Annotated in this window: 5 protein-coding genes; 3 read left to right on the top strand and 2 right to left on the bottom strand. The window is 47.3% G+C overall.

From position 1 onward, the window contains the following. Positions 1–63 precede the first annotated feature (63 nt). The 3 genes from B4W65_RS10690 (at position 64) to B4W65_RS10680 (ending at position 8,512) form a co-directional block, all read left to right on the top strand. Positions 64–2,796, top strand: a complete 2,733-nt coding sequence (locus B4W65_RS10690; protein WP_088655149.1) for a T9SS type A sorting domain-containing protein — start codon at positions 64–66, stop codon at positions 2,794–2,796. Positions 2,797–2,873: 77 nt separating this feature from the next. Then, entirely contained in the window at positions 2,874–5,720 is a 2,847-nt protein-coding gene (locus B4W65_RS10685) for a BNR-4 repeat-containing protein (RefSeq protein ID WP_088655148.1), read from the top strand. 50 nt (positions 5,721–5,770) lie between these two features. Continuing rightward, positions 5,771–8,512: an alpha-L-arabinofuranosidase C-terminal domain-containing protein gene (locus B4W65_RS10680; RefSeq protein ID WP_158522837.1), complete on the top strand. Its 2,742-nt coding sequence runs from the start codon at positions 5,771–5,773 to the stop codon at positions 8,510–8,512. A gap of 162 nt (positions 8,513–8,674) precedes the next feature. On the opposite strand, the gene B4W65_RS10675 is transcribed toward B4W65_RS10680, so the two are convergent. Next, positions 8,675–10,324 (bottom strand): RagB/SusD family nutrient uptake outer membrane protein, encoded by a 1,650-nt coding sequence (locus B4W65_RS10675; RefSeq protein WP_088655146.1) that lies wholly within the window; start codon positions 10,322–10,324, stop codon positions 8,675–8,677. Positions 10,325–10,395: 71 nt separating this feature from the next. Further along, positions 10,396–13,611, bottom strand: coding sequence for a SusC/RagA family TonB-linked outer membrane protein (locus B4W65_RS10670; RefSeq protein ID WP_088655145.1), 3,216 nt, complete (start codon positions 13,609–13,611; stop codon positions 10,396–10,398). Between the last annotated feature and the right edge of the window lie 8 nt (positions 13,612–13,619).

Here is a 13,619-nt window from a genome sequence, read left to right as displayed (position 1 = left end):
AAAACAAATTAACAAAGCAGGCTATTCGCCCTAATTATTCACTATTATTTTAATCCAATATTTATGAAACAAAATCTACTTAAAACCGGAATTCTTGCTGTCCTATTTGGCGTAAGTAGTCTGACCGGTTTAACTGCACAAACCTCGCAAGGATATGAGGATGTGACCAACCTTATCGTTAATCCCAGTTTCGAAGATGCCTTCAACGGCTGGACCAACGATGGTATGCAAACGCATACCAGCGACCCTTCTGGACAAGGTTGGGCCAAAGACGGCACGTATTTTGCAGAAAAATGGATCAACAGCAGCGAAAGTCTGCCGCCGGCCAGCGTCACACAAACAGTAGAAGGCTTAAGCAATGGCCTATATAAATTGGTCGTATCGGGACATGCCGTTTTGCAGATCACAGAAAATCCGATTACTACCGGCGCCTTCCTTTTTGCAGGCGATCAGCAAACTGCAGTAAATGTAGGAGGGACTTATGAAATTCCCGACATAATGATTGAGGATGGAAGTCTGACCTTCGGATTTAAACTGGAAGAGCCGATCACAGCCAACTGGACAGCCTTCGACAACTTCCGCCTTTATTATTATGGCGACTTGTCGGACCTCAACACCTATCTGATAGCCAAAACAGCTGAAGCACAGGCCATTTTAGACGATGAGAGCAATCCGGACGGCCCGTACCAGGCCGAAATGCAAGCAGCCATTGACGCTGCCGGCACTGTTGAGCAAAGCATAGCATCACTGGAAGATGCCATTGCCGGACTGGAGGCAGCCATTGCCAGCTTCAACGAATACATTATTACTATTGGACTACCCTATGAAATTGTGACCAACCTAATTGTCAACCCAAGCTTTGAAGTAGACGGCCTGAACGGTTGGACCAACAATGGAATGGTTACACAAAACAACAATTCGCCTGCAGATGAAGGATGGGCCAAAGACGGCAATGTTTATGTGGAGCGCTGGACTTCAGCACCCAATGCCCTGCCCGCCTCAAGTATAACACAAACCATTACAGGCCTGGACAATGGGGTATATTCGGTGGTGGCCTCCGGTCATGCTGTTTTGCAGGGAGACGAAAACCCCACCACCGGAGCTTTCCTCTATGCCGGTTCAAAACAAACAGCAGTCAATGTGGGTGGCGACTATGAAGTAGCTGAGGTGCTGGTTGTGGACAACAGTCTGACCATCGGCTTTAAGCTCGAAGGCACCATCACCGCCAACTGGGTGGGAATCGACAACTTCCGGCTGCACTACTATGGTGTGGACTTGACTGCCATCAATGATTTGTTGACCGAAAAAGTAACCGAAGCCCAGGCCATTTTGGATAACAGCAACGGTCCCGCAGGCTATAACAGAACAGAGATACAGACTGCCATTGGTAATGCCGGTGAGGTAGAGCAAACCGAAGAGGCCCTTCAGACGGCCATCAACGATTTAAACACAGCCATTGCCACCTATGAGGCAATAGTTGCCGCTGACGCAAGCCTTAAGCAGGTGCTTGATTTCGCAGCTCCCTTGGCGGACACCAACTATCCGGGCAAAACAGATTTTGATGCGGCATTGGAAACAGCACAAACCTTGTACAACAGCACGGACGACAAAACAGCCCAGGCCTTAGCGGAAGCGGCCGACGCATTAAAAGCTGCTGTAAGAGCTTATGTTATGACACAAGCAGCACCTGCAGACTTTACCGCGATGCTTTTAAACCCGGACTTCAATCTTGAACCCATCACGTTTACTGAAAGTAATGGGGCTGCCAACGGAACGGCTCTGGTTGCTGCCCGCATTTATGACATCCCGGGATGGGAGGAAGCGGTTGAAAGCACTTGGGGTCGAATTGCTACCAGCAATTATGGAATCACCTTCGATCCCATTCCCGATGTATTGAATGGAACCACCCCTCCTGCCACAGATATGGCGGGCAACACCGAAGGTGCTGCGCTGAAATTATCCGGATCGTGGGGCTCACCCGCCGTCCTTACCCAAGAGGTCACCCTGGCCGCAGGCGCTTACGAACTGAGCTTTGAAGTCATCAACGCAAGCTCGGGTATTCCCGTTGCTGAAAACCGCTTTGGCTTTGTACCCAACGAAGGAGACGCTGTGTATGGAACAACTACCACTTTTGCTGATGTGTGGACAACAGAAACCGTTGCCTTTACTCTGGAAGCAGAAACTACAGGAAAAATCAGCATTGGTATACTGGGCGTGGATGCCGGAGCAAGCAGTAATGGCAAATTATATGTCGATAATGTCGCTCTGACCTATTTGGGTGTGGAGGCCGAATTGTCTGATGATGCTGCTTTAAGTGCATTGACTGTAGACGGTGTAAGTGTTGAAGGCTTTGATGCCGAGACCCTCACCTACAACATTGCCCTGCCAGCCGGTACAGTTGATGTACCTGTTGTTGCCGCAACAGCCAATCATGAAGCGGCAAATGTTGTAATCAGCACTTTAGAGGCTTTGCCCGGAAGCATTACCATTACAGTTACTGCTGAAGACGGCACCGAGTTGGTTTATACGGTAGAATTTACCGTGGCCACCTCCCTGCGTCAGGATGCACTCAATCAGATTCAGGTGAGTCCCACCGTGGGCAGCAGCAGCTTTAAAGTACTGACTCCGCTGGCGGAAGGTAGCGTAAGCGTTTATGCAACCACCGGCCAACTGGTTCTGCAACAGGATATCAACGCCACAAGCACAGAAATACAACTGAGCAACAGCGGAATATACTTGTTCAGAATTGAAAACGGAGGAAACAGCAAAACCATTAAAGTTGTTAAAACACGATAAGTAAACAACGAGTAATAAAAGGGTTATCCTTCCATTTTAAGGGGGGATAACCCTTTATTGTTTTCAAAACCACAAGAATGAAAAAGATGAAGAAAAATCCCCCATGGCACAAGCGCTTGCTGACGGGCTTACTATTCGCCGCAGCATGGAACGTGGCCGCACAACCGGCCGTTGATGCCAGTGCTTCCTTTGCTCCCCCTCTTACTGAGACCTCTGTCATTTATGCTGCTTTTAGGACCAAGGACGGCAACGTCAGCGCCGATGCAGTTCTGGCCCTATCAGAAGATCCGGACAATCTGGCCATTTCACTGCCCGGTGGCAGCAATGGTGCCAACAGTCATGTAGCGCTGCCTCCTTTCAACCACAACAGCCTGCCCATCACCATCGAAATGTGGTACCTCCCCGATCCTGTTCAAAATTACTACGCCACCCTGTGGTACAACAGGGGCAGCAACAGCAACAGCGGCGTGCAGTACGACCGCTGGGTAAACACCAAGCACATTAAGGGCGTGTGGAATGCCAGTGCAGAAGTGCCTGATTTTGGCCCTACCCCGGGACAATGGAACCATGTAGCCCTGGTAGTGCGCGAAGGCTCGAAAACCCTTTATGTAAATGGGGAGGCATTTCAGGAGTCGGGAAATCATTATGAGCCTTACCCCTTTGATGGAAACACCTATCTCGGCTGGGACAATGTTTTGCCCGACCGTACCCTAAAAGGTCTGATTGATGAGGTGCGGGTGTGGACCACAGCCCGCAGCACGGAAGAAATAAGAGGCCACATGTTGACGCCTTTGAGCGGAAACGAAGAAGGTTTGCTGGCCTATTACGATTTCAACACCCCCCAACCAACCGTTTTAGATCTGAGTAGTAACGGCTTCGACGGCACACTTGTTGGCGGCACCTATGTACCTTCCACAGTCTTCGCTCCCATGCAAATTAAACAAAGTACCACCGTACACAGCAATAAGGTGGTCAATTCAGAAACAGACAACAACGGGGCAATGCAGCTGACACTGGAAGCTGAACACCAGCAAAATCCCTTGCAGCTGGAACAAATCCAACTTTCCTTTGACGCCGAAACCCCCTTAAATATTCTCACCAACATAAGACTCTTTGCAGGAAACGAACTGGGAGAATTTCAGCCGGATCAGCCGCTCGCTCAATGGGAAACCAACCTGACCACCAACAGCCTGACGCTTGACCTGGAACATCCGCTACAAACAGGAAACAACCACTTTTGGATTACAGTGGGCATTAATGAGCAAGCCCGTAAAAACGATCAAATTCGCCTGTCCTGTAACCAGATAAGCCTGAGCGACGGAAATACCATCCAGCATCTGGTGCCGGAAGACAGCACTCCGGATGCCAGATTAACCATCAACCCGGATGCCTTCATGGCCTACACTAAAATGCCGTTGAGTATCGTCACACCATCTGCTGCAACATCGGTCGAAGGAGCCAATTTCGCCTCCTTTCAACAAAATGCCATCACCACCTACAAAGGATACCAATATGTGACCTATTGGAACAATCGAGGCCGTGTATGTATTTCCCGTCGCCAACTGCCCGATGGCGAATGGCAGGAAATTGAATTCACTGACCATACCATTTCGTTAAGCCGTACCACCGATAACCACTATACCATTTCTATGGGTATAGCGCCTGGAGACGGCACCATTCACCTGTCGTACGACCACCACAACGACCCTTTGCGTTACAAAAGGTCTGTAAAGGACCTGGCCAATGATCCGGAAAATATTCCCTGGTCGGCTGCCTCCTTCAACAGCAAGCAAAACTACCTGGTAGCCGGCACCCCTATAGAAAACGTAACCTATCCCCGCTTCATTGCCAAACCCAATGGCGATTTGCTCTTCGAATGTCGCATAGGCTGGAGTGGCGACGGGGACTCCTTTCTGTGGGAATACGACACCAACAATGGCAACTGGACTTACATTGGAGAATACCTAAACGGCACCTCGGTAAACGAAAATGCCTACATCAATGGCCTGCATTACGACCCTTCGGGTAAGTTGCATGTATCCTGGGTATGGCGACAAACGCCAGATGCACGTACCAACCACGATGTTTATTACGCCTTCAGCGACGACGATGGCCGCACCTGGCACAATGCCGACGGGGAACTGATCGGAACCGCCCCACAGGCCCCTATGACCATCCATTCGCCAGGTTTAAAAATATGGACCATAGGCACCAACCGTGGACTGATCAACCAGGAAGCGCAAGCGGTGGACAGCAAGGGCGGCATTCATATTCTACAGACTTATATTGCAGACGAGCAGCCCAACAGCAACGACTTTTGGGGCGGACGAATCAGCCACGGTCAGCTGCGTCACATTTACCGTGATGAGGACGGCATTTGGCAAAACCAGGTCATCGCCCCTTCGGGACGAAACCGCAACGAAATAGCCGTAGATGCAGCCGACAACCTTTATGTGGTGGCCGGAAATTACCGTATTTACTTTGCGGCCGCTGCCGATAAGTGGCAAACATGGACCGAGCTGGACCTGTCGGACCACAACCTGGGCATGAACGAGCCACTTATTGATCGGGAGGCCTTGTTGCACTACAACATCCTCTCCTTTGTGATGGCGCACGGAGCCAACGACGGCCGCATAATTGTGCCCACCTATTTGCTTCAGCCAAACGGAACGGAAACGCCCCTGCCCGCAGCACCAGAGCAAAAAAAGCTCGTGCTTTTTCCCAACCCCTTTCAGGAGTCCGTCGCGGTTAATTTGCCTACAGCATTCAGCTATGCCATATACGACCTGTCGGGAAGATTAATGGAGAGCAGGCCGCCGGGACAACACCACCAACTGGGACAAACGCTGCCCCAGGGCCATTTCCTACTGGAAATCACCCATGACCAGCAAATCAGTCGGCATAAAATAATAAAAAGGCCTTAACTTGAGAACTAAATTCAGCCTGGTAAGCGCAAACATTTAAAATGAAAGCTATGACAAGATTGAAGACCTATTTGACTTTAGTGCTTATACTACTTTGGGGGAGCAAAGCAGGTGCTCAGATAAGCATAAAAACCGACTTCACCCAGTCACCCGTTGCTATGAGCCCGACCCTCATGGGGGCCTTTTTCGAAGACATAAATTATGGGGCTGACGGAGGGCTCTATGCCGAACTCATACAAAATCGTTCCTTTGAGTACTACCCTGTGGCGAACTACACCGACATGCAGCCACTTGATGCCTGGAGCGTGGCGATCAACGGAGATTCAGACATCAACATTAGTGTAGAAAACACTTCGCCCCTAAACAGCAATAACACAAAGTATTTAAAAGTTGAAGTCAATCAACCCAACCTCAAAGCAGGAGTACGCAACACCGGCTTCGATGGCATTACCCTTGATAAAGGAAAGCGCTACGATTTCTCCATCTATCTTAAGAGAGACAATAATTTCAACGGAGCTGTGGCCGTTCAATTGGTCAGTCCTACCAATATCGTTCTACACAGCGACACCATTCACAAGCTCAGCGAAGAATGGCAGAAGTATGAGTTAACATTTTACAGTGGCTTTTCCCTCACAAATGCGGCCTTGCAACTTTCCCCCACAGCAACGGGAACAATCTATGCTGACATGGTTTCGCTTTTCCCTCAGGAAACCTTCAACAACCGACAAAACGGCTTACGCAAAGACCTTGCACAAGCCATAGCCGACCTTAATCCAACCTTTCTGCGTTTTCCGGGCGGTTGCATTTCACATGGAAGGGGACTCGACAATGCCTACCGATGGAAACACACGGTTGGTGATGTCGCTGAACGCAAACCCAACTGGAATCTTTGGGGTTATCACCAAACTTACGGACTGGGCTTCTACGAATATTTCCTGTTTTGTGAAGACATCAATGCCATTCCTCTTCCGGTTGTCCCTGTGGGCGTATCGTGTCAATTCAGAGGTCGCGAAGTTGCTCCACTCAGCGAAATGCAAATGTGGGTGGACGATGCATTGGACCTCATCGAATTCGCCAATGGTCCGGCAGATTCAGAATGGGGTGCGGTACGCGCTCAAATGGGACATCCCGAACCCTTCAACATGGAATACATTTGCCTGGGCAATGAAGAAGACGACATCCCTGAGTTCAGAGAACGATTTATGATGATAACTGATTCTATCCGGAAATACCATCCGGAAATAGAAATTATTGGCACCTCCGGAACCGATGACACAGGGAGTCACTATCACTCACTTTGGGAATTCAGTCGGGAGAACCATCTGGACGCCGTAGATGAACATTATTACAACGACCCCGAATGGTTCTTTGAAAACACCCATCGGTACGACAATTTCGACCGGGAAGGCCCTACGGTTTTCATTGGAGAATATGCCTCTCGGGATGATCGCCTGTATAACGCACTGGCAGAAGCAGCTTACCTAACAGGCGTAGAACGCAACAGCGACATCATCGAATTCACCTGTTACGCGCCACTTCTGAGTAATGTAAACCACCAACAATGGCACCCCGACCTGATACGCTTTAACAACAATCAAACGGTTAAAACTGCCAATTACTATGTACAGCAACTTTATGGTGTGCATAATGGGGATGAGTACTACCCCTCCGTTATAAGCTATGAAGAGGGACTGCTCAATAATTTTCAGCAGATGAAGGGACAAACAGGGGTTGGCACCTGGAATACACAGGCAGAATTTGCAGACCTGACCATCAGCACAACCGACGGAACGCTATACCAGGACAACTTCGACAACACGGACAACTGGACAACCCAAGCAGGCTCCTTTTCAGTAAGCAACAATTCTCTGATCCAAAGCTCGGCTGCCGAACCGGCACTCAGTCTATTCAACCTACCCATCACCGAAGACAATTATACCATAAAACTAAAAGCGCGAAAAACAGGAGGAAGTGAAGGCTTTCTCATCCCCTTTGCGCTCAACGGAGGCGACTATTATTGGTTCAATATTGCCGGATGGAACAACACCCAGCATGCGGTGGAAAAAATACAGGGGAGTGCCAAAAGTCTGATTCAGGCACGCAGTGGCTCCATTCAGAGCAATCAATGGTACGAAATAACAATAGCTGTCAACTCCGGATCGGCCCAATGCTTTATTAACGATGAACTCATTTTTGAGGTGAGTGCGAACACCAATCTGGTTTACGTCTCCTCCATTTATGACACGGCCTCAAACGACATTATCTTGAAATTGGTAAATCCAACCAACAATGACCTCGACACAGAAATTCAACTCGAAGGAGTTAGTATTTCTCCGCAGGCTCGAATCATTTCCCTTCAAGGGCAACCCGACCAGCGAAACTCCATCAGCAATGCACAAGTCATTGTTCCGGTTGAAAGCGAAGTCACCCTACCCGGCAGCACATTTACTCATCTCATTCCGGCCCATTCCTTTCAGGTAATAAGAGTGCAGAAAACAGGAACCACAGGTAATTTTTCACCAATTTCAGAGCAAGACAACAACACCAGTACCATTTTCATTACCCCCAACCCAACAAAAGGTACTTTTGCCGTTGGATTTAATGGTGAGGACGAGCCCAAGACACCTTTTGACCTAAAACTGATTGACTTGAACGGAAAGGTCCATTACAGTTTAACCAATCAGCAAAGTCGCACCATTCACATTCCGGACTACAAACTACCCAAAGGCGTGTATCTGGTGCAAATATCCACAGCTAACGAACTACATCAAGGGAAAGTAAGCTTTTATTAAACAGCTTCAAAAAGCAATAGAAACTGTCAAAGAAAACAGGGAGAAAGATCGCACTTTCTCCCTGTTTGTTTATTGAACAAAGGCCATCTGGCTGCACTGCACACCAAAAAAAGCTGCCTCAAAAGAGACAGCTTTAAATCTTAGATCCGCAATAATCATATTCTAGTAGGGCAAATACCAATTTTTCTCATCCATCAGTAATCCCTGCAACCTCAGGCTCTCCGCCCCAGCTCTACTGGCCACTTTTGATGCCAGATAAGCCGGATCATTACGCCGCTTGGCTACACGCATCAAATCATGAAAGCGGTTTCCTTCAAAAGCAGTTTCCAAAGCCAGCTCGGTAACAATCAAATCTTCTACATACAAAATGGAATCCTGGAGCGTCCAGTCAGGCTCCGATGCAATAACATACGAAACAATATTATGCACATTACCCGAACCGCGCGAATGTACCCCCCGTGTATTGATTTCAGAGGTCGCCGAAAAAACATTGAAACGATCACGGGTAAAATCCATATACGGGGCTAAGGGTATTTTTTCCTGTTCAGGAATAATGCTGTTGTTATTGAGTTCTGCAGCACTCACCCCATTTTTTAAAACTGCAAAAGCAAGGTTGGGTTTACCGGCACGGTTGACCGCTTCGGCGTAACGCAAATACAAGAGTCCCACCCGATAGATCGGAACGGCCCAGGTATTTTCTGTTTGCGTGTACTTTCGGTTTACCCAGCGAGTTTCGGAATTGGCTAAGGACCCCAAGTAAAAAGTATTTACCGAAAAACTGCCATAACGACGGAGATCACCCTGGCGACTAAGCGCTTGTGAGTGGTAATAGGTTTGCGTGTCCCAATAATCCAGTGCGACTTCGCTGGGCTTCAATTCGTAATCCAATCGAAATAAGCTGTCCAAACCATTACTGCTCCCGTAGGCTACCGATCCGGCAATAAAACTTACCAATTCGGTCTCGTTGTTAATGGGACGGAAGGCCTGGTTCCAGGAACTGGAAAAATAGTCGGTAAAAGCCAAATCAACCACCTCCAATTGCAGCCGATATTCATCTGTCAACAATAAAAAATCATTGTACATCAAATCGTAATAAGCCTGCGCAGCTTTTTCATAGTCCCCGTTGTACAAGTACAAATCACCTAAAACAAAGCGAACCGGCAACAACAATTTACGCGAATCAACAACATCTTCACCCAGTTCCAAACTTCCTGGCAATGGTATATCACGTACCGTTTCCAAATCAGCAATCAAAAGCGGAAGGACCTCTTCCAGATTCATCCGCGATTTAGACTCAACCTCCTCAGCATCAAGCACACTAACTAAGGCATTTTCATAATAATGCGCCTCACCATGATTTAAAAGTAATTGCAAATAAGTCCACGCTCGGATGGCTTTTGCTGCAGCAAACTCTTTTTGCATAACCTTCTGTCCCTGGGCCACAATGGACGTATCCAAACGCTCAACAAACAAATTACAACGATTTATAACCGCGTAATAATCACGAACATCGGCATACCGATTATCTGGGGCAGGCTCAAAATTCGAAATTTGACGAATATCTTCAGAGGCATTAGGCGTCAGCTCCAAAAGCTCTCCCCTGACTTCTCCCAGAACAACATAACGCTCTCCAAGGGCTTCCAAAGCCTTTACAATACCCAACATGGAGTATATACTGTCGTTGGGAGAGTTGAGATGGTAATCCTCTTCGGCAATTACTCCGTTGTAATCCGCCTCCAACATATCCTCGCAGGAGCTCAGCATTAAGCCAAGCACTCCAAAAAGAACAAACACTCTATTTAACCACTTCATGTTCTCATTTTTTTAAATTCTACAAGCACAAAAGACCATACTTACCGAGGTTAAAACCTCAAAAGTGGCATTTACAAATTAAGCTTAATGCCACCTACAATACCCCGGTTACCTGGCAACAAGCCGGTATCAATTCCTTGATACAAAACTCCATTCCCGGCACTTACCTCCGGATCACGACCAAGGTAATCGGTAAGGGTCCATAAATTGTTTCCAGAAATCCAAACATCAAAAGATTCAAGCATCTGGGTTTTAACTGGCACCCTGTAACTAAGAGTAATGGTCTTTAAACGAAGAAATGAACCATCTTCAATCCAGCGGTCCGAGAAACGAGCGTTTCCAGCAGGATCTCCAAAAACTGCACGAGGCTGTGTGGTCTGCTGACCTTCAGACTTCCAACGGTACAGCAGAGCTTCGGACTGGTTTCGAAAATCGTTGCCACTTTCGAGACTTCGGCGATGATGGTTATAAATATCATTGCCGTAGGAGAAGTTAAACAATGCTTCCAGGGTAAAATTACCGTAGCCAAGCAAAGTATTAAAGCTTCCAAAAAAATCAGGATTAGGATCTCCAATAATCTGGCGATCAGCTTCATCAATAACATTATTCTCATCAAGATCCTCGAAAAGCACATCTCCAGGCAAAAAGAAAACATCTTCCCCGGTGGTAACATGTGGCGTTTTTAATGGCTGCTGAATTAGAGCAGCATCATTCTGAATTACGCCCAGAGACTTGTAACCATAGAAAACACCAGCTGCAGACCCCTCTTCACTAAGTAATTCAGCACCAAGCAAGGAGGTAGTAAAACGACCATTAGGTAAGCCGACAATCTCGTTCTTATAGTGCCCTACGCTGGCACCGACTTCCCACCAAAGACGCGTTAGATTAAGCACCTTCAGATTAAGGGCTACTTCTGCCCCGGTATTCGACAAACTGCCATCATTGACCCAATAATGACCCTTGCCTAAAACCTGAGGATATTCTTTCAACACCAACAAATCATCAGTAGCCTTATTGTACCAATCGGCACTCATGGTTAATCGGTTGTTAAACAAGCTCAAATCCAAGCCAACATTACTGCTGGCAGTTCTTTCCCATTTCAGACCGCTGTTACCAATTCCACCCAAAACCAAGCCATTGCCACGATCCATGTATCGTTGAGAAACCAAATAAGTAAAACTCGCGTAAGGATCCAGATCGTCATTACCTGTGATGTTGTACCCAGCCCTTACTTTCAACTGATTAAGAAGCTTGCTTTTAGGAAAAAAAGATTCCGAAGACGCCACCCAAGCTGCATTTACACCAGGAAAAACACCCCAACTACTACCTAAAAAATCGAAAGCACCCTCGGTGTCTGCACCATAGCGGGAAGAAGCATCGGCAGCGGCCGATAAGGAAACGAAGTAACGGTTGGCATAATTATAATCAAACGTGAAATATCCCGACAAATATCGACTATCGGCATTATCTCCCTTTACACGCCGATATTCTAACTCATTAATCAGATTCCGAACCTGATCGGTTTTGGAGTTGTGGCCTTCGCCATATTCAACACGGTAATTGTTCATTAGATACCGCACCCCCATTCGTCCCGCCAAGATATGCTCCCCATTAACTACATCATTAAATTGTAATCTGGCGTCATTGTACAATCCGACATTACGGATAACCTGTCCGCGAAAAAAATTCTCAGAATAGTCGTCGTTACCTGGAAACAAAATGGGGGCTACACCTTTTACCGGACTGTAATAAGTTTCCTTACTTTTATCGAGACTGTAATCGAAATAATTACTTAAAACGAAATGCTCGCTCAAACGGGCTTTGGGCTCAACACCTACGTTAAAACGATAATGCTTATTGGTATTCAGCGCCAACTCGATAAGGGCATTGGGATTGCTTATTCCGAACAAGTCATAATCTTCCAAAACCGAGGTCTCTGTCCCCCCCAGCGTGTAAGTATAGGGATTTAAAAAGGGCGCCTTTATGGAAGCCAGATAGGAAGGCGAGGAAGACTCGGCAACTCCATCATCCAGTAAATTCCGGTCAACCGTAGTAAAGGCAACATTCATAGCAAGATCCAGGCCATCTCTCAAGTTAATATCGGCATTAAAACGAGTATTCAAGCGCTGCATATCGGTGTTACGCACCACGCCATCTTCACCGGTATAACCAAGCGAAAATGCGTAAAAAGCTTGCTCATCACCACCATCCACGTTAATGTTGTAACTTTGAATAAAACCACTCCGATATACTTCATCGTTCCAATCGGTTGCATTATGATAACGACGGTATTCCAGATTGCCGGGATCATCATTTAGAAAAGCTAACTCCGCAAGGTCAGATGGATCACGGCCAGCAGAAACCAATTGGTCAGAGACATAAATCCGATAGGCATCCCCATCCATTACAGGAATCTCGCGTCCACCCACTTCGCTGATGCCGGCAAAAGCATTTACTTCAATTTTGGTAACCATACTTTTGCCCCGTTTGGTACGAATGTCAATAATGCCGTTGGCCCCCTTACCTCCATAAATAGGAGACCCTTCTTTTATTACATTAATACTTTCAATATCGTAAGCACTCAAGTCGGCCAGGCGATTCCCAAAATATCCTTTATGTAAAGACACTTCATCATAGGCACTATTAATGGGCACCCCATCTACAAGAATAAGTGGCTGACTATTGCGATGAATGGAGTTATATCCACGCAAAAACATAGCACTTCCCAAGCCGCTGACACCGGACCGACGGAGGGAGCGTACTTCACCACCGGCGTACCCATGAATAAACTCATCGGCTGAAAGGTAAGCGCCATGCTTAAATGCATCCAATTTCACCGACGACGCGGGATTCTGACTCTTACGAAAATTAGCCAACAAACCCTCTTCTTCCCCAACCTGAGCACTAAAAAAATCAGGATACAGTTCTACAAAAACCTCGGAACGCCCTTGCAAAGGAACCTCCACACGATTGTAACCAAAAGCTCGAACCTCCACAACATCATAAGGCACTGTGGCAACAATCGACATTACACCGTCCTGATCACTGGTCCCGGCAGCTTCAAACAGCAGCGTTTTGGCCTGTGCAGCCTCCACGGGTTCTCCACTATTTGCATCTACCACCTTTATTACAACTGTATAACCTAACGAATCCGCTGCTGGTGCCTGGGCGCTTAATTCCAAAGAGCCGTAAAGGACACTCAGACAGAAAATCCACAAAAAGACATGCAAACCCGAATGCTTAAAAATCCGGCCCCTGCTTCTATTGCTTATTCTATTCCTTATCATCGTATATG

The organism is Geofilum rhodophaeum (genome assembly GCF_002210225.1).
Lineage (GTDB): Bacteria > Bacteroidota > Bacteroidia > Bacteroidales > Marinilabiliaceae > Geofilum > Geofilum rhodophaeum.
Note: the sequence above shows the minus strand (reverse complement) of the source record. Positions and strands in the feature narration are given on the sequence as shown.

What these genes read in the sequence shown, in the direction of transcription:
- B4W65_RS10690 (WP_088655149.1), top strand. Translation starts at nt 64, where the DNA reads ATGAAACAAAATCTACTTAAAACCGGAATTCTTGCTGTCCTATTTGGC.
- B4W65_RS10685 (WP_088655148.1), top strand. Translation starts at nt 2,874, where the DNA reads ATGAAAAAGATGAAGAAAAATCCCCCATGGCACAAGCGCTTGCTGACG.
- B4W65_RS10680 (WP_158522837.1), top strand. Translation starts at nt 5,771, where the DNA reads ATGACAAGATTGAAGACCTATTTGACTTTAGTGCTTATACTACTTTGG.
- B4W65_RS10675 (WP_088655146.1), bottom strand. Translation starts at nt 10,324, where the DNA reads ATGAAGTGGTTAAATAGAGTGTTTGTTCTTTTTGGAGTGCTTGGCTTA.
- B4W65_RS10670 (WP_088655145.1), bottom strand. Translation starts at nt 13,611, where the DNA reads ATGATAAGGAATAGAATAAGCAATAGAAGCAGGGGCCGGATTTTTAAG.